A 22,846-nucleotide genomic window follows, 5' to 3' on the forward strand; every position below is an offset into this window, starting at 1 on the left:
TCATGATGAGCGGCCGCCGTATCCTCCGCCTCTCCTTCGACCTGCCGCCCGACGCCGACGCCGAACTCCCCGAGCGGCTGCGCCGCTTGCTGGAGGACTTCACGCCGCGCGCGCAGTTGCTCGAGGACGGTGCCCTTCTCGACCTCACCGGGGCGACCCGATGGTGGCAGCGCGATGCCCGCGGCATCACCGAACTCGTCCAGCTCCGGGCGCTCGCCTACTTCGGGGTGCGCAGTTCCGCGGGCGTGGCCGGAACTCCGATGCTCGCCGCCATGGCCTGCGCCCTCACGCCGCTCGGGCGGCGCACCGTCATCGACGACTCCCCCGAGGCGATCTCGGCCTTTCTCCGGCCGCGGCCTGTGCGGCAACTTCCCGGCGTAGGCGGGAAAACCGCCGCACTGCTGGGCGAGTACGGCCTGCACACCGTCGGCGACGTCGCCGACGTCCCTCAGCACACCCTGCAACGCCTCCTCGGTGCCCGCGCCGGCCGCGCTCTCCACGAACACGCCCGCGGCCACGACACCACCGTCGTCGATCCCACCCCAGCCCCGGCGAGCCTGAGCACGGAACACCGCTTCCCCCGGGACGAACTCGACCCCGCCGAACACCGACGCGCCCTGCTCGCCCTCGCCGACGACCTCGGTGCACGCCTCCGCGCCACCGGCCAGATCGCCACGGGCGTGACCTGCACGATCCGCTACGCCGACCTGAGCGCCACCCGCCGTAGCCGGACCCTGCCCGAAGCCACCCAGCACACCGTCCTCCTGGCCCGCGCCGCTTACGCGGTGTACGACACCCTCGGCCTCCAGCGCGCCCGGGTCCGCACCATCGCGCTGCGCGCCGACGCCCTTCACCCCGCCGAACGGGCCACCCGGCAGCTCACGCTCGACGCGGGGGACGATAAACCCCTCGTGATCGAAGCCGTCGCCGATCGCGCCCGCGCCCGCTACGGGCAGCAGGTGATCTACCCCGCCACCCTCGCCATCACCACCCCTCCCCCGTCTGCCCGACGCCGAGGCCGGGCGGATTCCCAGAAGGCGGGCGAAGATCCAGTGTGACCTGCATTTTTGTGCGCAAGCCCAGTCGCGAGTTGTATCAGCGGGTGACCAGCCTGGACATCGCGGGCCGGTCCAAGATGAACCGGGAGCAGCTCATCCGGTCCGTCGCGAAGGCGGCCTCCTGACAGGTCGCTCCTGCGTCCCTTCAGTCGAAAGCGTGGACGATCTTCTCGAAGATGGCGTGCACGCCACTCCAGTCGCCCGTGTCGCGTTGGCCTGACCGAGCTGCCTTCACCTTTTTCTCGAACGCCTTCAGCACCAGGACCTTGTGCGAAGGCGACAGTGCCCCCTGGTGGCGCTGCACGGCAGGGATGAAGTCGCGCATGTGGACCGGCGCCAGTGCGCCGTCGATCGTCAGGACGTCTGCGCCGACGTGGACTCGATCCGAGAAGCGCACCTGTCCGAGCCCGGCCTGCTCGTCATCGACGTGGCGGGCTTCGAACGATGACACCGTCTTCGCCTTCCAGGCGGCGATCGCCCGAACCTGGGGGACCGCGGTCGCCGAGCGCACCACCCGGGATGCCGGCCAGCCCGGTGTGCGGCTGCGGATGTACACCGATCTGCGGCAGGTCCTCGAGGAGGCCCCTTCGTCGGAGCCGACACCGTCGGCCACGTAGACAGGTGCGGACCGCCACCACGGGGGGGTGCCTCTATGTCCTTCGTCAAGGCTGAGTGGGTCATGCGAGGGCGGTTTCGGGGGTGCGGGGCTCGTAGAAGGTGCCGTCGCGGAGCATGGCGAACAGCACGCTGATGCGGTGACGGGCCAGGCGGAGAAGGGCCTGCGTATGGGTCTTTCCGCGGGCCCGGCATTTGTCGTAGTAGGTGCGGGAGGCGGGATCGTGCAGGGCGGCGAAGGCGGAGAGGAACATGGCCCGTTTGAGCTGCCGGTTTCCGCTTCTGGGTGCGTGTTCGCCGTGGATCGAGGTCCTAGAGGATCTGGTGGCCGGTGCCAGACCGGCGTAGGAGGCGAGGTGGGCGGCGGTGGGGAAGCTGGTGCCGTCGCCGACGGTGACCAGCAGCACGGCAGCGGTCCTGACCGCGACCCCCGGCATCGAGGTCAGGACCTTCGAAAGAGGGTGATCCTCCAGGAGGGTTTTGATCTGGGCTTCCAGGGCCCGGCGTTGTTCGTGGACGGCGGCGAGGGAACGGGCCAGGGACGGGATCACGGTGTCGAGGGTGCCGGTGCCGGGGACGACGACGGTCTGTTCGTCGAGTGCGTCGAAGACCTCGTCGATCAGGCGCTGGGCCATGCGCGGGGCCTTGGGCCGGATCACCTCAACGAGCTTGCGGCGACCGGCCTTTCGCAGTGCGGCCGGGGATCCGTAGCGTTCCAGCAGCCAGGTCACGGCGCTGTGGTCCAGGCGGGGCCCGAGTACGCGTTCCAAGCTGGGGTGGAACTGGGTGAGCAGGCCGCGTATTCGGTTGGAGGTGCGGGTGGCCTCGGCCGCCAGATCCTGGTCGAAGCCCACCAGGACCGTGAGCTCGGCGGTGATCTCATCGGTCAGTTCCAGCGAGCGCAGGGTGTGCGGCATGGTGCGGGCGGCGTCCGCTATCACCGCGGCGTCCTTCGCGTCGGTCTTCGCCTCGCCCGGGTAGAGATCGGCGATCCGCCGCATCGACAGGCCGGGCAGGTAGGCGACCTTGCAGCCGGCGTCCCGGGCGACCGTCAGGGGCAAGGCGCCGATCGAGGCGGGCTGGTCCACGATGACCAGGACGGTGCCGAACTTCGCGGCCAGCTTGTCGAACACGGCCCGCAACTTGGGCTCGCTGTTGGGCAGCTGTTTGTCGAAGACCTTCTTGCCGGCCGGGGTCAGCCCGTGCCCGTGGTGAGCGGTCTTGCCGACGTCCAGGCCGAGGAAGACGCCCACGTCGTCGATGTCGTCCAACCCATCCTCCCGAGCAGGGTTCGTGCGGTGCTGGCCAGGGCTTCGGTGTCGTATGCGCGCATCCACGTTATGCAGACCTGCCGCCGCAAGCGGCCGGGCATTGCGCCAGGCCGGGCGGTAGTCGGACCTCTCATCAGCGTCTCCAACGGCACCCCGCGGACCCGGTGACACCACCCCCCAGGTCATACCTGCGACAGGGGGGAACAGTCATGCCGGGCCCGGAGGCGAGCGGTCCCATTGCGGAACCGCGAAGAACATAACGGGGGTGGCGGACCACACTTGCGTTCACGGTGCCACACCCGTCCCCAGCGTGCGCGGTCTGCCGATGAAGGCTCCGCAGAAGAAGGCGGCTTCGGCCGAGCGGGGATGCGTTACGTGCGGGTCGGCAGCAGAGCGAGGACGGCGGCCCCGTACACGCAGGGTGCATAGCAGAACGGACCAGGGTAGCCGCTCGCGGCTGTCCCGGCCTGTCCGGCACTCACGGATCTTCGGCCTCGGGTGTCGGCGCAGCGGTCGGCGGCGAACCCGCCATCAGGTGGCCGTGGCAGACGGTGGCGTGCTGCGGTGACAGGGCTATCGGTTCGTCCGCCCGCTGCGCGGCGCCGCTGCAGGCCGGGGCGGCCTCTCAACCGACGGCGCGCCTTCCGGAGCATTCAGCAGGGCCTGCGGCAGGTAGGCAGACTGGACGTGCAAGTCCCAGCCGTGTACCTGGACTGCCAGAGCGGCCAGGGCGATGGTCTTGTGCGGCAGCAGGCTGCGGGGCGCCGCATCGGAGGGTGCACTCTGCTGGTGCTGGACAAGACGGTGTGCCAGGGCCTGTTCGAAGGCCAGCTGGTTGTCCTCCAAGAGAATGCGCAGCAGTTGCTGATCCGGCGTCAAGGCACCCACGGCGTTCAGCTCCAGGACGGCATCGAGACGCTCGTCGACCTCCGGCATGCGCATCGCCACTGAGGGCCAGTCGCCAGGCAGATGCCCTTGGGCCTTGGCCAGGTAGCAGGCAAGGGTGTCCATCTCCGCCAGTTCCGCTGGATCCGACTTGGACTCCAGCTGCGAGTACGGCACCCCGTCGTGGATCGTGGTCGCGTGGTCGTGCAGCAGTAGTCCGATGGCCCGGTCCCGCTCCCAGACCATGCCGCTGATCATGCACAAAGCGAAGGCGCTCAGCCAGTCTTTCGCGGTGGATGCGTGCTCCACCACGGCCTCGAAGTCCTTGTCCTCGCTGCTGATGCTCTCGTTGACAAGGGGAAAGAAGATCTCCTGATCCCCGTTGGGATAGCAGCCAAGTTCCAAGAAACCCAGGGCGCACTCCGCCGCGGTGCGCAGGGCTATGCGCGACGCGGCAGTGCTGAGCTGAGGGTCCGTGAGTGTGCGGGCAGCTGCGTGGTCTAGGAGCTCGTCCCGCATCGCCTGTAGCTCCTCATCGGAGTAACAGTCGTACTGCATCGTGTGCCAGCGGCGATGCGCCCGCCGCTCGATGCCCTCCAACGCTTGCGCAATGCGCTGCTCGCTCACGACATGCCGGGCAACATCCTTGATCGCCATGCACGTCATCCTGACAGCCACCACTGACATGACAGGCAGTTCCGAGGTGTCATGGCTTGCGGGGCGGGAGTGGGGACTTGGCTGCGGCGTAGAAACGATGGAGGTCGTGACAGCAGTGCGCGAGCGGGACCACGGAAACGGTGCGGCGCGCGGTGTAGATGGGCGGGGCGGCGAGGAGGTGCGCTGCCAAGTCGAGCGCGGCCCGGACCGGGAGTTCCGTGCAGTCGTCCTGCTGTTCAGCGGCCTCCATCAAGCTGCTCACCTCAGTGGCCAGGACGGCGAGGTGCCCGCGTAACAGGAGGGCGAGAATCTCGGCCTCCTGCCGAGCGGGAGGAGGTTCTCCGGGGGCCAGAATGCGGTCGATCGCGGCCGCTGCCAGGACCGTGTCCACGGGCAGTGCTTGGTGGACGGCCTCGTTGTAGAAGACGACTTCGACAGTGGCGCTCACGCCTGGGCCTCGCTTTCAGCGTCCGGGCTCTTCGGTGCCGGGTGTGCTGGGATCTCCTCGCGGTCGACCTCGGCCCAGATGCGGGAGGTTCCGTCCTTGTCGACCTGGTGGCCGAAGCGGTCAGCCATCCGGAAGAGGAAGGCGAGCAGATTGAGGCGCGCGGCCTCGCTGAGCGAGGTGGGTACGGTGGCCTCGACGCGGATCCGATCGTCCGTCTCGTCCTCGGCCGGTGCGTCGCCGAACAGTGCGCTGAGCATGGAGGCGATCGCGGTGGCCCTGGTCGTCGGCGAGCTCACGGATCTCCCCTGCACACACGTGATCACGTAACGTATATCTGATGCATTAGCTTCTACCTGATGCATTAACTTGTCAATCGAAAGCCGGAACCCGGCACCGAGACAGCCGCCGACCAGTACGGAGTCCGCGCATGGGCAACGACGCGCCGCCGCCGCACCAGGCGGTCGCCAACGACCTGCGGCGCCGACTCGCGGACGCCGAGTGGGAGGTCGGCACGAAGCTGCCCTCACGAGCGCAGCTCGCCCAGCACTACGGCGTGGGCACCAACGTCATGCAGAAGGCCATGGAGCGCCTCATCGTCGAAGGGCTCCTCGAGGGCCGCGCCGGTTCAGGGACCTACGTGGCCCCGCAGCGCGAACGGCGACGGATGATCCGTTCCCGGCACCGCGAACGCCGCGGCGGCAGCCCCTTCCGCGCCGACATGTACGAGATCGGCAGCGGCGGCACCTGGGAAGCGTCCTCCGAGGCCCGCACGCCCGCCCCGGAGCACATCGCCCGGCGCCTCGGCATCGCCCCCGGGGACCCGACCGTGCGTACGGCGTACGAGTTCCTCGCCGACGGGAAACCCGCCCAGCTCTCCGTCAGCTGGGAGCCCATGGTTATCACCGGCGAGACGCCGATCCTGCTGCCCGAGATGGGCCCGCTCGCCGGCAAGGGCGTGGTCGAGCGGATGCGCTCCATCGGTGTCGACATCGAAACATGGGTGGAGATCCCGCGGCCTGCCCGGGCCACCCAGGAGCAGGGCGCGCTGCTCGGTCTCAACACCGGCGACCTGGTGCTGGCGATCGAACGGACGTACTACGACAGCGACGGCCGCGCCGTGGAGACGGCCGACATCGTCGTTCCGGACCGAAGTTGGGAAGTGGCCTACGAGTTCGCCGTCGACCCGCCCCAGCCGGACTGACGAGCCTTCATCTCGATGAGGCAGGCCGGAGCAGGAGGTCAGTTCAATACGACGGGCCGTTCCCACGCATGCCCCTCGACAAGGGCCTCGACCAGGTCGGCCAGACCTACGGGATAGACCGTCTCCGTCGTGGCCTGCAGATCAGCAAGGGTCCACCAGCGGTATTCGCGGATGTTGTCAGGCTGCGATGCCCGGGCCGGGGCGACGTCGGCTGCGGAGACTCGGGCGAGGAAGTACTTCTCCACCTGGCGGACCTGACGGCCGCCGACGAGGTGGTCTTTGCTGCGCTCCGCGAGCTGCGCCCCTAGTTCGACCGCCTTCTCGTCGATACCGAGTTCTTCGCACAGTTCGCGGATTGTCGCCGTGGCGTGGTCTTCCCCGTCCTCCAGTGAGCCGCCGGGCGTCGCCCAGAAGCCGCCCTCCTCGTCGTAGCGCAGCAGCATGACGCGGTCGTCCGCGTCGAGGACGATGGCGCGGGCGGCTTCCCTACGCGGCGGAGTCGTCATGCCTTCCAGTGTCGAGCCTCCACTCGTCGGCGTTGGGTCAACTTGCAAAGGTGAGGTAGGTGCCCAGGGCGAGTCCTGAGAAAGTGATGAGCTGGCGGGGTTTGAGGGCTGTGAACGCCGCGTGCATTCCGATGCCCGCAGCCACCGCGTACGGCGTGGTCTGCGGGATCAGCAACGCGATGGGCAGGGCGATCTCGGCGACGATGACGGTTACGGAGACGAGCCGCCACAGGCGGATGTCACGGGTGCTCAGATTGCCTGTGTGCCGGTGGACGAAGCCGGGAATGGCGTGCTGGCGGCGGTAGACGAGTCGGTCTTTGAGCTGGGTGTAGGCGTACATCATCTGGGCGAGGTAGAGGCCGGTGCGGAACTGCCGGGACCGGATTTTCAGGAAGGCGCTGTTCCAGTAGAGGTCGGTGGTGATGACGACCAGCAGGACCTGGGCCCAGGTGTTGGCCGTGCTGGGATGGTGCTCGATGTGGAGGCCATGGCCGAGGTCTCCGGCGACCATCAGGCACGCGCCCGTCAGGAGCGTGAAGCGGACGGCGCTGGGGCTCTTGAGGTAGAGCAGTTCCATCCCGGCCCCGGTCAGAACCAGCAGGAGTGACAGCCGGGGCACGAGGCCGGCGGCCAGGGCAACGGCGCCGGCGGTGCGGACGATCAGGGCGGGCCGGTAGATGCCGGCGAGCAGACGGCCTCGCCGGGGGCCGAAGCGCTGTTGCGCGAGGCGGCGGCTGAGTGAGCCGGGCGTGAACCGCTTCCAGCCGCCCTGGCTGAAGGAGAGGGCGAACCTCGTGGTGAGGACGGTGCCGTAGACGATGCGGAACGCCTGGAGCCGGCCGGGGTCGGTGGGAGTGTGGAAGCCCGACATGACGGCGTCAGAGAGCCACACGGCTGTCCCTCACCTTGATCGGCTGCATGCCCTTGACGGACAGGCACCGGCCATCCCCGTCGATCCGGTCGTACCGGCCAGTGTTGATCAGGTGGTCGATGACCGTCTGCAGTTGGGGTGGGGGCAGGAGGAACGCGCCCGGCGACAAGAAGGCATACGGGTTGACCTGCTCGCTCTGGCCGTCCTTGGTTCCGGTGAGGTCGATGATCACGAAGGTGGCCTGGGAGAAGAGGGGATAACGCATCCACTGGCCGGGCCTGCGGGTGAATCCGGTGGACATCCAGGCCACCAGGCCCCCGGTCATGGCGAGTTGGGCAGCGGTCAATAAGGCTGCGGGCATGACAAGAAACCTCCGGAGGTGAGGAGGGTGAAGGTGGCGGGGCCGCTATTCGGGCTTAGGGGGCCGCTGCATCAGCTGGGCGGCGGCCTCGGCGAGAGTGACCTTGCCGTGCAGTACGGCGGTGACGACGGTCGTGATCGGCATGTCGACGCCGTGGGCTTGAGCGAGGTCGAGAATCGCCTCCGCCGATTTGACGCCCTCGGTGGTCTGCCGGGTTGCGGCGGCGGCCTCGTCGACGCTCAGCCCGTGACCGAGGTGAGTGCCGAAGGTGCGGTTCCGGGAGAGCGGAGAGGAGCAGGTGGCCATCAGGTCACCCATACCGGACAGCCCGGACAGGGTGATCGGCTGGGCGCCCATCGCGGTGGCCAGCCGCATACTCTCCGCCAGTCCTCGGGTCATGATCAGGGCGGTCGCGTTGTGGCCAAGGCCCATGCCCGAGGCGATACCGACGGCGAGCGCGATGACGTTCTTGAGCGCGCCGCCCATTTCGCAGCCGATCACGTCGGTGGAGGTGTAGGGCCGGAAGTACGAGGTGAGGCAGGCGGCCTGGAATTGCTCGGCGGTGTCCTCGTCGGGGCAGGCGATGGTGGCGGCCGCGGGCTGTCTGGCCATGATTTCCCGTGCCAGGTTCGGCCCGGAGAGCACCGCGATGCGCTCGGCAGGTACGCCGGTCACTTCGCGGATGATCTCGCTGGCCCGCAGACGGGTGTGGGTCTCGATGCCTTTCATGAGCGAGACGATCACCGTCTCGGGCTTGATGAGCGGTGCCCATGCCAGCAGGCACTGGCGCAGCGACTGCGCGGGGACGGACAGCACGAGGTAGTCCGCGCCGTCCAGCGCGGCAGCAGGGTCGGTCGTGGCGGTCAGCGAGGCGGGCAGCTCGACGTCGGGGAAGTAACCCGGGTTGCGGTGGCTGGTGTTGATGGCGTCGGCGACTTCGTTGCGGCGGGCGTGCAGGACGACGCTGGTGCCGGCGTCGGCGAGGATCGTTGCTGCGGCGGTGCCCCAGGATCCGGCGGAGAAAACTGCCGCTCGGGCGGGGCGCTGGCTCACTGCTCGGTCCTCTCGTCCGGTCCGCGGCCGCTGTCAGGGTGGCCGGGTGCGGTCATCGTAGCGGCCACGGCGGCCATCGCCTGGGTTGCCACGGGGCGTCGCAGCGTCAGCAGGACCGCGCGCCGTTCGGGGAGCGAGGGGAGTCTGCGGGTCGCGCTGGCCAGCATGTTCTGTGCTTCTATGTCGCCGAGCTCGCGCGTGAGGGCGTCCGTGTGACGGGTCCACAGCCGGAACACTCGCTCCCATGTCGCGGGTTCGTTCGTGCGTTCGTCGACGTGTTCGAGGACGAGTCCGGCGGCCTGGGCGTGTTCCTCGAAGTCCGGGGCGGCATCGCGTCGCACGGCCCGGGTGAGGGCCAGGCGGCCGCCGGGCGTCAGGAGACGGCCGAGTTCGCGAAGGGCGGCGGCCCGGTCGGTGGTGAACGAGAGGGCATCGACACACACGACGGCGCGGGCGCAGCCGTCGGGCAGGCCGGTGGCCTCGAGCTGGGCGACTCGGAAGGCGGCGTGGTCGGCGGGGACGAAGCCGGCGGTGCGGGCGGTGGCCTGCTGGATGGCGGCTGCTGACACGTCGATGCCGACCAGGCGGGCGGACAGGGCGCGGGCTAGCCACAGGCCCACCCCGCCGGTGCCGCAGCCCGCGTCGACCAGGAGCTGGCCGGGCGTCATCTGCAGGCGGGCGACGAGCAGTCCCAGCAGCGGCCAGTCACACGAGCTGTTGGCTGCGACCTCGTGCGGGTAGCGCTCGCCCATCGCCTCGGCGTACAGGCGGGCGATGAGCGGCGCGCCGGCCCGGCGGGCCGTGTGCCAGGTGTCGAACGCGGCCGCCACTGTCTGCGGCCCGGGCGGCGGAGTGCAAGGCGCGGCCGCGGGGAGGGGTTGGTGTGTCATCGGGGCATCGACCTTGTGATCCGTGAGCGGGTGCCGGGAGCGACGACCTGTACGGCGTGGACGGGATCCGCCGGATCGGACAGGTCCAGGGCCACGGGCTCGTGGCGGGTGACGCGCTGGACGCGTCGCGCGATCTCGGTGACCTGCTCGGCGAAGCCGCCGCAGGCGGAGGTGAGACCGGCCGTCGCCTGTGGCCAGGCGACGAGACCGGTTTGCTGTGCGGGACGGAAGGTGGGGACGTGGTCGGCGGAGGCGGGCTCGCTCGGCAGGTCGTCCCGGGTTCCGGAGATCACGGTGAGCCGGGACTGCGCGGCCTCGGTCAGCGCCCTGGTCAGCGCGATGACGGGGCTGGTGTGGCAGCCGCCGCCGGCGAACACCATCGGCAAGTCTTCCGACCACAGGTAGGCCAGGGCGACCGGCAGCCCGTACGGGCCGTCCACGAGCGCAATCTCTAGTGCCATCTGCGCCGCCGTCAGACGGTCGATGACCTGCCGGGCGTAGGGGGCGTCGACGGTGCCGGGGTCGATCAGGGTGCGCCGCTGTCCGCCCGGCTGGCCGTCACGGTAGAGGACGTCCCTCTCGACGATCTCGCACAGGGCGTGCAGCAGTGCCTCGTCGCGGGTGGTCCCGCAGGCCAGGCCGGTGCTGGTGGCCCGCAGCAGGTCCGGGCTCCACTCCGGTCGCTGCACCCGTCGGCGCACCACGTCGACGGGCACCAGCACCTTGTCCCCGCTCACCAGGCCGCTGCCCGCCGTCCACTCCCACATCATCCGCTCCAGGACACGCTCGGTGTACGGGACGGTCAGCGGCAGCGCGGTCAGCGGGCAGTGCGGGCCGACGTCCCGGGCGGGGCCGTGCGCGGCGACGAGCAGCGGCTGTTCCACGTGCCACAGCTCAATGGCCTCCATGACCGCCGACAATTTCGCCAGCAGGTCGGTGGCACCCTTGCCCTGGGACGTACTCAGGGTGCGGGAGGCCGGCCGGATCGCCGTCCACACCGGCAACCCGATCACATCGAGGCCGGTCAACTCGGCGACCCGGGTGATTCCGTACTTCTCCAACCGCCCTGCCAGCAGCTCCCAGGCATGCTCCGGGGCCCGGGCGCGCACCGTCCCCGGCAGATCCACCAGGCCGTCACCGCCCACCACCGGCCACCTCCCTTTGCTTCGTCTCGGTCGTTTCCCTTACTTCGGCGAGGAAGCCGGGCACCAACCGCTTGACCGTCTCGATGGCGTACGCCTCGCTGATCAGGCCGCGGGCGGACGCCTGCGCATCGAGCGCCTTCGGCCGACAGCGCCACACCTGCAGCAGGACCCGGCGGGCGACGTCGTCGGACACGGCCGCCGCTCCCGGCCGCTCAGGGCGGTAGGCGGCGCGTGCTTCGGCGTACCGGGCGACCGCGTCACGGTCGTCGCGGGTCTCCCCGGCCAGCAGCACGACGAGGGTCGCCTCGTCGCGCAGGTCGAGCACTGGGTGGAACACCCGGTGCGCGGGCAGCACGCCGCCGGTGGCACGCTGAAGCCGCTCGGGCAGCGGCAGGACCTCGCCGCCGTGGGCTGGATGCCGGGAACGGTGGGCGAGGAAGGCAGCCCACCGCTGCCGGAAGCCTCGGTCAAACACCTGCTGGTAGACGACACGGTCCAGGGTCGACAGCTCTTTTCCGTCCATGATGCTGTGGGCGAAGTGGTTGGACCATCCGCGGAAGTACGCCGAGTCCCAGGCCAGCGGTGGCGGCGGGGCTCCGGTCGGGCCCCGGCCGCCGAGCGCGGTGCGTACAGCGGCGAGGGCGTCGAGGCGCTTGAGATCGCCGAAGTACCGGTCTCGTTCGCGCTGTTCGCCCAGCCAGTCGGCGAGCTCCATCTCCCCCTGCTGCCGGCAGACGGCCCGCACCGCCGCCGTGGTGCGCTGCGGGTAGTAGACGCCGCGCAGCGCGGCCAGCAGCCTCGTCGCCCGCGCCTCGTCAACGATTCCGGCCGCCCGGGCCAGATCCAGGACGTGCCGCAGGTTCACCAGGGGCCAGGTCAGCGACTTCCGGTCACCGTCCGGGGCCTGGCCGACTGCCACCTCGTCATCGCCGGTGATCTCTCCCCGGGCGTAGGCGTTGTAGATGGCGCCGACGCCGAGCATCCCGAAGGTATCCAGCTCGGCGGCCCGCAGGGCGCCGATGCTGGCCGCCCCGATCACCCGCACGCCCCGGCCCATCGCGGCCAGGATCTCCTTGTGCCGCAGCGCCGGGGCCTGGTGATACACCCCGTCGATGATCACGGCGGTGTCGCCGTCGCGGACGGCAGCATCAAACAGGCCGCCGTGCCGGATTGGCGGATGGACCTGTACTCCCGGCTCCGACAGCACCGGCTCGCAACGCGGCAGCGTCGGCCCGACGTACACGTGGTGCAAGGCTCCTCCAGACAGTCCAACGGGGAGGAGTATTCCTCCCGGTGTCCGTCGGACACCGGGAGGAACACTCTGGGCACGGCTGCGGATCAGGGGACGTACGGGTCGTCCTGCTCGACGTCCTCGGCGACGACCACCGGCTCGGTGGTCACCGGCTTCTCCTCCGCGGTGGCGGTGGCGGCCGCGGCGGCGGCAGCGGACTTGGACATGGTTCCTCCTGTAGAACGGAGTTGAGCGGCCAGGCCGGTTCGGCACGGCCTGTTGACGTCCGCCAGTGTGGCCACAGCTCAAGGCACCTGGGCAGGGGACGGATGTCCGCACTTGTCCGCAGCCGAGCTGACCGCCTCCCGTGGCCCGGCAGGAGAGTGTGTCCTGGTCACAGCAGTACGGCGTGTCCGCACCTGTTCTGCGGACAACGACCATCAACCACGACGCCGTGGAGGTAGTGATGCCGGAATCCGATGACGTGACCTTCGCCGCGGAACTGCGACGGATACGCGGGGACTTGCCTCTGCGCTCACTCGCGCGGCGGGCCGCCTGCAGCAAGAGCATCATCAGCGATCTCGAGCACCGGCGGCGGACACCGACGCCCCGGATAGCAAGCGCTCTGGACAGAGCGCTCGGGGCGGGGGGCAGACTGGTGGTGTTAGCCGAGGCGGAACGACATCGCGCGAGTGAGCGGGCAGCCCCTACGGCTCCGGACAGCGCCGTGGAAGGTCTCCTGCGGGAATGGGACGACGTGCTTCGCAGAGACTTCCTCAAAGGAACCGGTGCCGCAGCGGCGGCACTGGCCACGGGGCTGGGTGTGGACGATGCCGTCAACGCGGACAGCCGCGATCTGCTGCACGCCCATAAGGACTTACGCGCCGTCCACGGCCGCCTGGACAATCTCCGCGGCGCAGACGCCGTGTACCGCCAAGCGGTCGACCATCACCAGCAGATCCTCGCCTGGCACGCCTGTGCGGCCGGCGCTGAGCGGGAGCGGATTGCTGCCCTCGCGTCCGACACCGGAGGCTTCGTCGGCTTCCTCGCATACGATCTCGGACAGGCCGAACTGGCAGCCATGCACTATCGCGATGCCGCTGCTCACGCCCGAGAGGCCGGCGACGTCTCCTCCTGCGCGAACCTTCTGGGCCAGATGAGCCGCATTCTGGCCGACCTCAGCCACTACGACGGAGCGCTCGCCCTCGCCGACCGCGCCCTCCACCTGGCCGGCACACGCGCCCACCCTGCCGTACGGTCCTGGCTGCACGCCGTCCGCTCACACCATCACGCCTGCCTCGGCGCTGGTCACACCGCCCAAGCCGACCTCGGCACGGCGTGGACACTGTTCGAACGTGCCGACGACGGTGAGAAGCCCCCTTACATCGGCTACCTGAGCACCGCCGAACTGAAAAAATGGACAGGCCACGCGATGGTCCGGCTCACTGCCAAGACACCGTCCCTGATCCCCGCAGGCACAGCCGCTCTCGACGAGGCCCGCGCCATCTGGCCAGCCACGATCGTGCGTGGCTCTGCCGAGGTACTCACTGCGAGTGCTCGCATGTACCAGGCCGCAGGAGACCTGGACATCGCCGCCGACCTTGCCTCCCGAGCCGTCGCCGTGGCGACCCGGACTGGCTCGGCGAGAAACCTGCGCGGTGCGTTGACTACCCAAGCCTTGATCACCGCCGAACTCTGAGCATGCCTCCTGCCGCTCCCCGCCGACGGCGTGTTTTTCCGTTCGGACCCCGCAGCTCCGTACCCGCTCTGAGAGAGGCCCAGCGAACAGCGATGGACCGTCGCACCTTTTTCACGATCTCCGGCGCCGCCCTGTCCACCCTGGCCGCGGACTGGGCCGCTGGCCCTGCCGCCGCGCTCACCCAGCTCGACAACGGAAAACCGGTCGGCGAAGACTTCGTCGCCTTCTTGGAAAACACCACCCAGCATCTCGCCGGTCTCGCCACCGAGCAGCGACAGCACAGCGCTGTCCTGCTGGATGCCCACCCGGCCACGGTGGCTGAACTACTCGAAGACGGCCGCTATATGCCCGCCCTCGGGAAGCGGCTTCACACCCTCGCCGCCTCCCTGTCTCAAACCGTCGCGTGGCATCGCTTCGACCTGGGCCGCCACACCCACGCCAGCCAGAACTGGGTCGCCGCCCTGCACCACGCCCACGCGGCCGGAGACCACGACATGGGCGCCGGCCTCCTGAGCGACCTCGCCTACCAGGCCGCCTGGCGAGGCGACCACACCACCGCCGCCCGCATCCTCCATCACGCCCTGGCCCGCGCCCAGCACCCTGCCGCCCGCAGCCTGCTGCAGTTGCGCCTCGCCCGCACCCTCGCCGCACGTGGAGACCGAAGCGAACGACGCGCCGTGCTGCGCGCCCTCACTGCGGCCGAGAAACACCTCAACGACGCCGGCGCGATCCGGCCCGCCTGGTGCGCCTGGATCTCCGCGGCCGATCTCGCGGTGGACTCCGGTCAGGCTCTCCTGGACCTCGGCGACACCGGCCCCGCCCACCAGCTCATCACCGAGGGCGAACAACTGCTGCCCCCGGCCCGGGACAAGACCCGCGGCGTGTTCCTCGCCTACCGCGCCGCCAGCCACCTCGACCTGAGGGAACCCGAACCCGCCGCGGCCGCCGCCGCCAAATCCCTGCTCCTGGCCCGCCGCCTCGGCGCACCTCGCTGCGTGCAGCTCATCGAGGACCTCCTCCCCCGCTTCCAGCCTTACGTCCGCGCCCAGGGTGTACCGGAACTCCTCCAACTCGCCGCAGCGTGAGCGGTCCTTCCCGTCGCCTACGGCGAGTGTCTCCGCCTCTGGTCGGCTGAGGGGGGGCGGATCCGATGACCACCGGTGCGGGGCTCCCCTCGGTCATCTGACGCCTTCTGCGCCGCATCGCGTGACGCCGCTGTTGGGCGTGGCCCGGCTGTGGCGCTGGGGAGAACGGGAGCCCGATGCCCAAAATGCAGGGGCACCGTGCCGGGCTGAGGCCCCACAATCGGGGCAGCATTCGAGCCACCAGGAAGGCGCCGCACGATGGACGAACTGCGTTTCGACGCGCCGGTCGGGACGATGGCCATCGGCCACCGGGACAACAGCCTGATGCTCCTCAAGGAGCTCGGGGCGCATAGCCTGCGTCTGCAACTGGAGGTGAAAACCCCTGCGGTCGTCGAGGCCGGGCGCGTGCTGATCCTGGACACCGTCTTGTGGGCGCCGTTCGACAACGGACTGCGGGGCATGCTCGGCGCCGCCACAGCCACCGTCGCGTTCCGCCCCGACTCCGTCGAGCGCCCGGAGCTGCGTTACATGCTCACCAGCGCGCAGGTGCGGGCCCTGGACGAACACCGGTCCGGCGACCTGCGCCTGGAGATCGAGGTTCGAGCAACCCTGCCCCAGGCGACCTCCTACCCGGGTGCCTCGGCGACGCTGCATCTTGCCGTCGCCGAAAGCCGCTGGCGCCAGCAGATCGAGGGACTCGGTCCGTCTCTCGCCGTCGAGATGTCCGTGCCCTTCCCCGCGGACGATGAAGAGCGCCAGGAGGCCGTCCGCTACCTGCGGGAGGCACAGCGCCGACTGCGGGACGACGATGTCGACGGCGCCATGCTTGAAGCGCGCCGCACGCTGGAGTACATCAAGGTCAACAGCGGCTGGTCCTGGCCCGGCAACAAGCCACCCCGCGAGCGCACCCCGGACGAACGGTGGGCGTGGATCAGGGCCGCCCTCGATGACCAGGCGAGCGGCGCGCTGCACAAGGACGCCGTCACCAAGTCGTTCCAGTACAGCCGCGCCGAGGCCGAGGCGACAATTGCTATGGCAGCCGCGCTGCTGCGCCTGCTGGCCTGACCCCGCGCATCCCTTCCCGAGCCCCCCGGAGTGGTCTCCGGGGGGCTCGGCATGTCACGGCCCCTAGCCGGCAGCCCTTGATGCAGTCCCTCTCCCCTCGCGGCGGGAGGGGGTGTGATATCGGGGTGGGCTTCCGTGGTATGGCCTGCTGTCCCCCTCCTTCGACCGTCAACGCTGCGCGAGCGACTTGCACTTGAGGTGACGTCTACTGTCGGGGGCCCCAGTAGTATGAATGCCGCTTCACCGGACACTGCCTTGAACTCCTCGTTGGGGGGCGAGAGTTCACAGACCACCGGGACCCGAACCGCGGGTGCCGGACGGAGGGAAAGGTGAGGTGGTTGCGATGTCCGACCTGGACAAGCGCGGCAGGAAGAAGTGGACCGGCCCTGAGAAGTGGCAGGTCATCCTGTCTGGGCTGAGCTTCGGGGTGGCGGTCATCGCCCTGGTGGGACAGTTCGCTCAGTACCTCTGAGTGCCCACCCGAGGACCCGGTCGGACCGGCAGCTGCATGCAGCGAGCCCGGTCGGCATCTACTCGACCGGGCTCGTCAACTGCGTGAAGGCCTAGTTCTGGTTGCCGCCGGAGCTAGGCCCTTCGTGCTTCTGCACACCTTCCGGAGTGAGACCGAGAACTTCATCGAGCTCGAGTTGCCTCTGGCTTGCTCGACTTGGCTCACCGGCAATCTAGGTTCTCACGTCGTCCGATTCAATGCCAACATCCGCGATTGCAACGACTGCCTTCTCGATACGGTCTCAGCACGTTCTCGCTGCAGTCTCGCGGCACTCTGACTTCATCAGCAAGACGCATCTGCGAGCCGCTGCATCTTCTCGGGTGTCCGCAAGTCTTATCGCCGATGGTGTTCCGCGCTAAAGATTCATCATGCGCAGGTACCTCTGCGGCTCCTGCGACCTTTCCGGCGCGGTAAAGACGTCTTGCGGTACGAGACCGAGACATCTTGATCTCGTGTCCGTCACCGACCTCACGAGGCGTGTCAAGAACTCAGCACGATCAACGGTATGAGTTCGGGGAGCGCCCGCTCGTTCTCGTCGGCGGCCGGGCAGTCCGGGCTTCGTGGTGCCGAGAGCTTGGGTATGAGGCCAAGAAGAAAGGGGCAGCGGCCGTTAGACGGCGGGTGCCCCTTTAAGTCTGCGATCAGAGTAGCACGGACCCGCTCGACTTGCGGCGGCTGATCTCCTGCTCGGTTAGGGTGCTGCGATGGTCACGGCCCCTCCTGCTTCGGATCCCTACGCTCGACACGTGCTGGCCCGTATGGCGGACTTCTTCACCGACGAAGGCACGCCGTGGGCGCGCCGCCTGTGGGACATAGGTTCCGTCCTCGCGCTTGAGGAACTCTGGGAGGCTGGCTACTGGCAGGCCCACGGAGTGCTGTCACCGGCCGCCTGCGACTGGCAGCGCATCCAGCTCAACGCCCTGATCGGCCCCGACCGAGGCCTCGGAGACAAGGAGCTGCGCAAGGAGCTCACCAGCCTGCTGAAGTACCCATTGCCCGATCCCAGCCCCGCACGGCGTCGGCTCAAGGAAATCATCGGGCACGTCCGGGCCGACTACCTGGAGCGGTGGGCGGCCGCGGTCAACGTCCCCGTTGACCAGCGCGTCAAGCCGGAGCGGTTCTCCCGAACGGTCGCCTCCCACCTTCTGGACCTGGGCTACAGCGCGAGCCACCTCAAGGCTTGGGCGAAGGACCTCTACCGCGCCCGGGCCACCACGACGGACATAGCGGACAGCGCTGCCCAGCTCGCCCGGACACCGGCCCGCTCGTACGACGTACTGGTGGCGCTGGAGAAGGTGCCCCGACGGGAGCTGGCAGAACCCCTGGAGCACTGGTATGACAAGGGCAAGGTCGTCGCCTGGCTGCGCGAACACGGCCACGGCACCGCAGGCATCCGGCCCGGAGGCGGGTTCGTCTACCGGTTCACGGCGCTGGACCCCTTCAGCGCCGCCGAGCAGGCGCGGCAGATGCTGGAGCGGATGACCGCGCGCTCCCAGTTCCTGCGCCGGGACCGCGGCCGAGTGCAACCACTGCCCTATATCTGGGTGGCCGGACACCCGCATCCCATCCCGCTCGATCCCCCGGCGCGAGGCGCCGACGTTCTGACCCTGGTCAATGAGGGGCACCTCTACCAAGTCGCCGGCACGCGCAGCCGGATCGACGACGCCCTGGAGCTGGCGGCCGCGGTCAACCGTGGCCCAATGGCCCCGGCCGTCGCCGGCGCCTGGGCCGCCGTCGAATCGCTGCTGACCCACCCGGACGACCCCAAGGGCGAGAACGAGCGGTCCGGCAAAGCCGTGGCCGCCGACCGGATGTCGGCCATCATCGCTTGCTCCTGGCCCCGCGCCGAGCTCACCGCCCTCGCCCATCACCACAAGCCCCGCACCGAGGACGAGCTCGCCCGGGGCATCGCGGCCTGCACCACGAATCAACAGCGCGCCCGCCTGGTCGCCGAGGCGCTGCAAGCGCGCGGTGCCTCAGCTCTGGACTTCACCGGGGCGCCCACGAAATACAGCGACCGCCCCGCTGCCCAACGCATGGCCGACCTGGTCCAGGGCCCCCGCCCAGTGTTGGGCGACGTCGCTGGCGCCTTCCGGATCGCACTGCGGCGCCTGTACCGCACTCGGAACATCATCCTGCACGGCGGCGCCACCCAGGGCGTGGCCTTGGATGCCTCGCTGCGCACCGCCGCCCCGCTGGTCGGCGCGGGCCTGGACCGCATCGTGCACGCCGCGTACGCCGAAGACCTCGATCCCCTCGACCTCGCGGCCCGGGCCGAAGTCGCCCTCCAACTCGTCAGCGGCGAAACCGGGCTCTCCGTCGTCGACCTCCTGGAACCCATCTGACGGCAGCTCGGGAAGACGCCGCTCGCAGAGCCCTCTTTGAATGAGCAGCCCCCGTACGACGGACCGGAAGGTGGGCGCGGCTCTACCCACGCCGACCCGACGGTCACTCCGGGCGCGCTGCCGCGGAAGGCGTGGGATGTCCTCAGGCTCCGCGGGCGTCAGGCTTCCCGGGCATGCGGCCTACGACTTGCTCATCCATTCCAAGCGGCCGGTCAGGGTACGGATACAGAGGTCGGCGTCCCTCGTACTGCGGGTCCAGGTCGTGCGGCGTAACCAGGATCGGCGTACGGAGCCCCGCACCGAAGTTTCGGACCCACCGGGAAGCCTGCCACCGGTACCGTGTGCGTCGCAGGAGAACAGACCGCTCATCGCTGTACGGCTCGCCACCTGGCCAGAAGACTACGTACCAGCAGCCTCTGCCACGCAACGACTCCCAAGCACGCCACACTTTGCCGGACCAACCGATGCGCTGCTTGTCGGCATTCACTTCCTCATCCCCTCCGCCGATGACACAGGCACCGGTATCCACATCAGATTTCCTTGTCTGCCTGCCGCCGCGCAACTGGCATGCCAACCACGCCGCGCTCACGAGGAGCAGCAGGCTGCCGCTTCGCTGGAGCAGACCTGGAACCGAATTGAGCAGTACCTGCCCAGTGCCGCTCGGTCGCCCTGAGGGTGCAGGGTCCCGCGCGGCTGTCGCGGCGCCGAACATCTGCCGGACAGGTCCACGGGCCTCGGCTGGCGCGATAGGCACACGAACATCCGGAGCCCCGCACGGGCAGGGCTCCGGATGGGATGATGATCCAGTGTCCGGGGCTGTTAACGGCAGTCCCGGGCACGCTCTACTTCTGCTGGCTCCCGGGCCTCGCGCTGTTCTCCCGCAGCGTCAAGACCATATGACGGGGCATCCTGGCACGGATGGCGATCTCGCTGTCGCTGCGTCCCCAGCCGATCGCCGCGGTGACCAGCCTCATGCGCTCGGCGTGCTTCGCCTCCAGCTCGGCGTCCACGAGATCGGCCTCGTCCTCCAGCCACGCAATGTCCGCGCCGACCACGGCCAGGCGGTCCCACTCCAAGACGCGCAGGTACTCTCGGTGGCCGGCGGCGGCCGCTTGCGTTCCGAGCAGGCGCCACCCCTGACGTGCGGCGCGGTCCTCCTCGTGGGCGACCCAGGTGGCCAGTTCGGCGTCCGTGGTGGTGGAGGTGATCTCACCAGCGGCCAGGCGGCCGTGCTGAGCGTCCCAGTCTGCGAATTCCCGCGCCGGCCGGTGGTCTCCGTTCATGAGGACCGTGCGGTACCAGGCCCGCACGCCCAGCACCTGCAGGTTAATGCCGCTCCCGTCGCGGTGCGGGATCCCGAAAACCTCCTTGATCTCCTCGTGCCAGCACTCGTTGCAGCCGAGGAACCGGGTGACCCACTCGCAGCCCTCGGCGAGCCTGTCCAGCGGGTGGCGCAGCAGCTCCGGCTGGTACACCTGTGGGAAGCGGGTCACGATCACACCGAAGTCGACTAGGTCGCCGTCCGCTTCGGGCCCTGCGGCCTTCCGGTGGCGCGAGACGAGGCGCTGGATGGTGCGGCCGGCGCGGGCGGAGTCGGCGGACCAGTCGAGGTCGCCACCGCCGTCGAACAGGCCGTCCATCAGGTCCTGCGCGAGAGGGGTCAGCTCCTGAAGCAATGTGTTGGCGGCCGCGACGTCCAGGTAGGGCAGTTCTTCGACGCCGGAGTCGACCGTCCAGGACAGTAACTGCGGTACCGGCCCGAACCACATGTGCGGACCGTTGGACGAGAAGCCCGTTCCCTGGTACCAACGGCTCCACGTCTCGCGCGGCACGTCGTTGGCGCCCACCCAGGCCGGGTTCCACGGCTCCAGGTGTCGCGTGTTCTCGTGGAACCGCAGCTCACCGGTCCGGGTGTCGAGCAGCACCTTCTGGTACTGGCCCGGCGTCGAACGCCCGTCGAGCGGCTCTGGTGAGACGACCTCCGTCACCGGCGAGACGCTGATCTGCGGCGCCGCGTAGCGGGCCACCTCGACCTCCGGTACGGCCACGTCCTTGTTCGTCATTTCGGTCTTCCTTCCTTGGTCATCGGAGTACCTCCCGGAAGCTGGTTTCGCTGCGCCGGGAGGCTGGCGGCACACCACGCGGAGTGCGCGGATATGGATCAGCCCGGACTGGGTTCCGCCGGGCGGGTCTCATCAGGAGTCGTGAGTGACGCCGTCGAGACCGAGCGCTCCGGTCTCTCCGGTCTCGCAGAACAGGGCGTCGTCGTGCCGGACGCCTGTCGGCCACAGGCCCACGCCGGAACGTTCGTCGATCACCACGCACCCGGCGTCGCTCAGGAAGTACTGGAACCAGGCGAAGGGCCGCTCGTCCCGCTCCACGGCGCCGATGACGGAACTCGTGTCGGTCCAGGGGGAGACGGCGCAGGAGCCCGTAGTCGTGGCGCCGTGCTCATCGGTGATGGGCTTGACGGCCCCGATGCGTATCTGGACGCGCATGCAGACGGTGCACGGGCAGTGGGGACGGACGTAGCGGTCGGCGCCACTGCGACCATGCACCGACCACACGGGCCAGTGGTTGGTCCGCAGTCCCCAGCCCGCCCTCTTCTGTGCGCGCACGGTCCGGGCGCACGCCTGGCAGTTCTCCGGGATCCGGCCGTGCGCGGCAATCATCCGCTCGTACTCGTCCCGGGTGTCGGGCACCCAGAAGCTGGCGAGGTCACCACCGAAGCCGGAACCCCAGGTGGGCTTGCCCCGGTGGGTGAGAGGCAGCAGCGCCGACTGCTCGGACGCCTCCAGCGCGAGCGGGAGCAGCGCCGCGGTGGCGGCCTCGCGCGGCCACACGCCCCCGGGCAACGCGGTAGCCACTCGCGCGGCCGCGGCCTCCGCATGCGGTCGGGTGAGGTAGCGGAAGCGGGTCGCGCGGTGCCCGCAGGCGGTGGAGATGTGCCAGCACTGGACGCTGCCGCCCTCGTAGGCGGGGTGCTGGCGCAGTCCCGACTCCTCACCGTGGCGCGGATACGACCAGCCGGTGTGCACGACCAGGCCACCGGGCTGGAGATAGCCGATGCCCGGCTCGACTTCCGCTTCTTCGGGCAGTGCGGGGGTGAACTTGATCTTGAGCACGCTGGCCGTGTGGTTCTGGACGTTGCTGACTGGGTCGGTGTCCATGCAATCCCCCTCAATAAAGTGGCTTGCCACTTTTAAGGTAGCTCCCGGCCTTGAAAGTGGCAAGCCACTTGGTGGAAGGTTCTCCGTATGAGCAGCCAGCACCGCGACCCGCCCCTGACCGTGCGGCCGCCCGCCACACTCAAAGCGGACGCCCAGAAGGAACTGACCGATCGGGACCGCGAGATGAAGGCCTTCGTCGTCGCCTGCCTCAACGCCCTGGTCGCCGACCCAGACAGCTTCCTGAACCTGCTCAACGAGCACTGGCCTGCGGAAACGCCCCGTGGCCGGCCCCGGAAATCACCGGAACCGCAGCCGCCGGCGCACTCCCAGCCGTCATCACCTCCCCCCAAGGCCCACCACCCCTGGGACGAAGACGCCCCTGGCGCCTTGGAGGCCCCCCACCCCTCCTGGGACGGACGGGACGAAAGCGTGCCAAACGCCTTTGGCATCCTCAACGAGACAGCTGAGGACTGACCGACCCGCAGGGGAACCGCACGGGGTTGCGTGGCTAACCCCCTGGCCCTCGAAAGTCGGTGCGGCTCGCCAACCGGCCAGCCGCACCGACACCTTGGAGGCCATCCGTGTCCCCTGCCCCCGACAACCGCACCGCCCTCGCCGTCGCTCTCTTCGGCTCCGGTCTTGTGGTCCTCGTCGCCGTGCAAGCGCCCGCGCTCGTCCCTGCTCCTGCGACTGTGACGCCCCACCGTTCACGACGGCCGGGGAGGATGCGCGGCAGAGGCGAGCCGACTGCGTGTCCTCTCCGACCGGCCGGGCCAGCG

23 protein-coding genes are annotated in these 22,846 nt (G+C 69.4%); 9 read left to right on the plus strand and 14 right to left on the minus strand.

The features are described 5' to 3' along the window. Positions 1–2: 2 nt before the first annotated feature. Positions 3–1,058: a DNA polymerase Y family protein gene (locus ACWGJM_RS43020; protein ID WP_453417243.1), complete on the plus strand. Its 1,056-nt coding sequence runs from the start codon at positions 3–5 to the stop codon at positions 1,056–1,058. A gap of 145 nt (positions 1,059–1,203) precedes the next feature. Here ACWGJM_RS43020 and ACWGJM_RS43025 read toward each other — a convergent pair whose 3' ends face one another. Beyond that, positions 1,204–1,383: a hypothetical protein gene (locus tag ACWGJM_RS43025; RefSeq protein WP_453417216.1), complete on the minus strand. Its 180-nt coding sequence runs from the start codon at positions 1,381–1,383 to the stop codon at positions 1,204–1,206. Between ACWGJM_RS43025 and ACWGJM_RS43030 the strand changes: the two genes are divergently transcribed. Beyond that, the gene (locus ACWGJM_RS43030; RefSeq protein WP_453417217.1) at positions 1,382–1,675 is read left to right on the plus strand and encodes a DUF6207 family protein; all 294 of its coding nucleotides are present in this window, start codon (positions 1,382–1,384) and stop codon (positions 1,673–1,675) included. The two genes, ACWGJM_RS43025 and ACWGJM_RS43030, sit on opposite strands and share 2 nt — an antisense overlap. A 60-nt stretch (positions 1,676–1,735) precedes the next feature. On the opposite strand, the gene ACWGJM_RS43035 is transcribed toward ACWGJM_RS43030, so the two are convergent. The 4 genes from ACWGJM_RS43035 to ACWGJM_RS43050 form a co-directional block, all read right to left on the minus strand. Next, on the minus strand, positions 1,736–2,944 hold the full coding sequence (locus ACWGJM_RS43035; protein WP_453417218.1) for an IS110 family transposase: 1,209 nt from the start codon (positions 2,942–2,944) through the stop codon (positions 1,736–1,738). Positions 2,945–3,517: 573 nt separating this feature from the next. After that, complete coding sequence (locus ACWGJM_RS43040) at positions 3,518–4,486, minus strand: immunity 49 family protein (RefSeq protein WP_453417219.1); 969 nt, start codon at positions 4,484–4,486, stop codon at positions 3,518–3,520. A 49-nt stretch (positions 4,487–4,535) separates the two neighbouring features. Beyond that, positions 4,536–4,934: a DUF6415 family natural product biosynthesis protein gene (locus ACWGJM_RS43045; protein ID WP_453417220.1), complete on the minus strand. Its 399-nt coding sequence runs from the start codon at positions 4,932–4,934 to the stop codon at positions 4,536–4,538. Then, positions 4,931–5,230 (minus strand): hypothetical protein, encoded by a 300-nt coding sequence (locus ACWGJM_RS43050; RefSeq protein WP_453417221.1) that lies wholly within the window; start codon positions 5,228–5,230, stop codon positions 4,931–4,933. The genes ACWGJM_RS43045 and ACWGJM_RS43050 overlap by 4 nt, the downstream gene beginning before the upstream one ends. Positions 5,231–5,361: 131 nt before the next feature. Between ACWGJM_RS43050 and ACWGJM_RS43055 the strand changes: the two genes are divergently transcribed. After that, on the plus strand, positions 5,362–6,135 hold the full coding sequence (locus ACWGJM_RS43055) for a GntR family transcriptional regulator (RefSeq protein WP_453417222.1): 774 nt from the start codon (positions 5,362–5,364) through the stop codon (positions 6,133–6,135). A 38-nt stretch (positions 6,136–6,173) separates the two neighbouring features. On the opposite strand, the gene ACWGJM_RS43060 is transcribed toward ACWGJM_RS43055, so the two are convergent. The 7 genes from ACWGJM_RS43060 to ACWGJM_RS43090 are packed head-to-tail and all read right to left on the minus strand — an operon-like array spanning position 6,174 to position 12,204. Then, a complete protein-coding gene (locus tag ACWGJM_RS43060; RefSeq protein WP_453417223.1) occupies positions 6,174–6,641 on the minus strand; it encodes an NUDIX hydrolase in 468 nt (155 codons plus the stop codon). Positions 6,642–6,678: 37 nt separating this feature from the next. After that, a complete protein-coding gene (locus ACWGJM_RS43065; protein ID WP_453417224.1) occupies positions 6,679–7,533 on the minus strand; it encodes a hypothetical protein in 855 nt (284 codons plus the stop codon). After that, positions 7,520–7,873 (minus strand): hypothetical protein, encoded by a 354-nt coding sequence (locus ACWGJM_RS43070; RefSeq protein ID WP_453417225.1) that lies wholly within the window; start codon positions 7,871–7,873, stop codon positions 7,520–7,522. The genes ACWGJM_RS43065 and ACWGJM_RS43070 overlap by 14 nt, the downstream gene beginning before the upstream one ends. Positions 7,874–7,918: 45 nt before the next feature. Continuing rightward, complete coding sequence (locus ACWGJM_RS43075) at positions 7,919–8,926, minus strand: NAD(P)H-dependent glycerol-3-phosphate dehydrogenase (RefSeq protein ID WP_453417226.1); 1,008 nt, start codon at positions 8,924–8,926, stop codon at positions 7,919–7,921. Beyond that, positions 8,923–9,816 (minus strand): class I SAM-dependent methyltransferase, encoded by an 894-nt coding sequence (locus ACWGJM_RS43080; RefSeq protein WP_453417227.1) that lies wholly within the window; start codon positions 9,814–9,816, stop codon positions 8,923–8,925. Before ACWGJM_RS43080 ends, ACWGJM_RS43075 begins: the two co-directional genes overlap by 4 nt. Next, entirely contained in the window at positions 9,813–10,964 is a 1,152-nt protein-coding gene (locus ACWGJM_RS43085) for a YcaO-like family protein (protein WP_453417228.1), read from the minus strand. Before ACWGJM_RS43085 ends, ACWGJM_RS43080 begins: the two co-directional genes overlap by 4 nt. After that, a complete protein-coding gene (locus tag ACWGJM_RS43090) occupies positions 10,951–12,204 on the minus strand; it encodes a TfuA-like protein (protein ID WP_453417229.1) in 1,254 nt (417 codons plus the stop codon). Before ACWGJM_RS43090 ends, ACWGJM_RS43085 begins: the two co-directional genes overlap by 14 nt. A gap of 373 nt (positions 12,205–12,577) precedes the next feature. Between ACWGJM_RS43090 and ACWGJM_RS43095 the strand changes: the two genes are divergently transcribed. From ACWGJM_RS43095 to ACWGJM_RS43115, 5 genes are all read left to right on the plus strand, one after another. Beyond that, positions 12,578–13,891, plus strand: coding sequence for a helix-turn-helix domain-containing protein (locus ACWGJM_RS43095; protein WP_453417230.1), 1,314 nt, complete (start codon positions 12,578–12,580; stop codon positions 13,889–13,891). Between the two features lie 92 nt (positions 13,892–13,983). After that, positions 13,984–14,976 (plus strand): XRE family transcriptional regulator, encoded by a 993-nt coding sequence (locus ACWGJM_RS43100; protein ID WP_453417231.1) that lies wholly within the window; start codon positions 13,984–13,986, stop codon positions 14,974–14,976. Positions 14,977–15,234: 258 nt separating this feature from the next. After that, positions 15,235–16,041: a hypothetical protein gene (locus ACWGJM_RS43105; protein ID WP_453417232.1), complete on the plus strand. Its 807-nt coding sequence runs from the start codon at positions 15,235–15,237 to the stop codon at positions 16,039–16,041. Positions 16,042–16,384: 343 nt separating this feature from the next. Next, positions 16,385–16,513 (plus strand): hypothetical protein, encoded by a 129-nt coding sequence (locus ACWGJM_RS43110; protein WP_453417233.1) that lies wholly within the window; start codon positions 16,385–16,387, stop codon positions 16,511–16,513. A gap of 785 nt (positions 16,514–17,298) precedes the next feature. Beyond that, on the plus strand, positions 17,299–18,897 hold the full coding sequence (locus ACWGJM_RS43115; protein ID WP_453417234.1) for a hypothetical protein: 1,599 nt from the start codon (positions 17,299–17,301) through the stop codon (positions 18,895–18,897). An 842-nt stretch (positions 18,898–19,739) separates the two neighbouring features. Here the strand turns inward: ACWGJM_RS43115 and ACWGJM_RS43120 are convergent. Beyond that, positions 19,740–20,960, minus strand: a complete 1,221-nt coding sequence (locus ACWGJM_RS43120) for a hypothetical protein (RefSeq protein ID WP_453417235.1) — start codon at positions 20,958–20,960, stop codon at positions 19,740–19,742. Positions 20,961–21,092: 132 nt separating this feature from the next. Then, positions 21,093–22,067: a hypothetical protein gene (locus ACWGJM_RS43125; protein WP_453417236.1), complete on the minus strand. Its 975-nt coding sequence runs from the start codon at positions 22,065–22,067 to the stop codon at positions 21,093–21,095. Positions 22,068–22,154: 87 nt separating this feature from the next. Here ACWGJM_RS43125 and ACWGJM_RS43130 point away from each other — a divergent pair, with 87 nt between their 5' ends. Then, positions 22,155–22,541, plus strand: a complete 387-nt coding sequence (locus tag ACWGJM_RS43130) for a hypothetical protein (protein WP_453417237.1) — start codon at positions 22,155–22,157, stop codon at positions 22,539–22,541. Positions 22,542–22,846: the final 305 nt, after the last annotated feature.

Source organism: Streptomyces sp. NPDC054834, assembly GCF_053611185.1.

Excerpts from the sequence above, each read along its gene's own strand:
- ACWGJM_RS43125 (WP_453417236.1), bottom strand. The coding sequence starts at position 22,067 with ATGGACACCGACCCAGTCAGCAACGTCCAGAACCACACGGCCAGCGTG.
- ACWGJM_RS43100 (WP_453417231.1), top strand. The coding sequence starts at position 13,984 with ATGGACCGTCGCACCTTTTTCACGATCTCCGGCGCCGCCCTGTCCACC.
- ACWGJM_RS43030 (WP_453417217.1), top strand. The coding sequence starts at position 1,382 with ATGTGGACCGGCGCCAGTGCGCCGTCGATCGTCAGGACGTCTGCGCCG.
- ACWGJM_RS43105 (WP_453417232.1), top strand. The coding sequence starts at position 15,235 with ATGGACGAACTGCGTTTCGACGCGCCGGTCGGGACGATGGCCATCGGC.
- ACWGJM_RS43060 (WP_453417223.1), bottom strand. The coding sequence starts at position 6,641 with ATGACGACTCCGCCGCGTAGGGAAGCCGCCCGCGCCATCGTCCTCGAC.
- ACWGJM_RS43025 (WP_453417216.1), bottom strand. The coding sequence starts at position 1,383 with ATGCGCGACTTCATCCCTGCCGTGCAGCGCCACCAGGGGGCACTGTCG.
- ACWGJM_RS43080 (WP_453417227.1), bottom strand. The coding sequence starts at position 9,816 with ATGACACACCAACCCCTCCCCGCGGCCGCGCCTTGCACTCCGCCGCCC.
- ACWGJM_RS43040 (WP_453417219.1), bottom strand. The coding sequence starts at position 4,486 with ATGGCGATCAAGGATGTTGCCCGGCATGTCGTGAGCGAGCAGCGCATT.
- ACWGJM_RS43070 (WP_453417225.1), bottom strand. The coding sequence starts at position 7,873 with ATGCCCGCAGCCTTATTGACCGCTGCCCAACTCGCCATGACCGGGGGC.
- ACWGJM_RS43120 (WP_453417235.1), bottom strand. The coding sequence starts at position 20,960 with ATGACGAACAAGGACGTGGCCGTACCGGAGGTCGAGGTGGCCCGCTAC.
- ACWGJM_RS43130 (WP_453417237.1), top strand. The coding sequence starts at position 22,155 with ATGAGCAGCCAGCACCGCGACCCGCCCCTGACCGTGCGGCCGCCCGCC.
- ACWGJM_RS43110 (WP_453417233.1), top strand. The coding sequence starts at position 16,385 with ATGTCCGACCTGGACAAGCGCGGCAGGAAGAAGTGGACCGGCCCTGAG.
- ACWGJM_RS43055 (WP_453417222.1), top strand. The coding sequence starts at position 5,362 with ATGGGCAACGACGCGCCGCCGCCGCACCAGGCGGTCGCCAACGACCTG.
- ACWGJM_RS43020 (WP_453417243.1), top strand. The coding sequence starts at position 3 with ATGATGAGCGGCCGCCGTATCCTCCGCCTCTCCTTCGACCTGCCGCCC.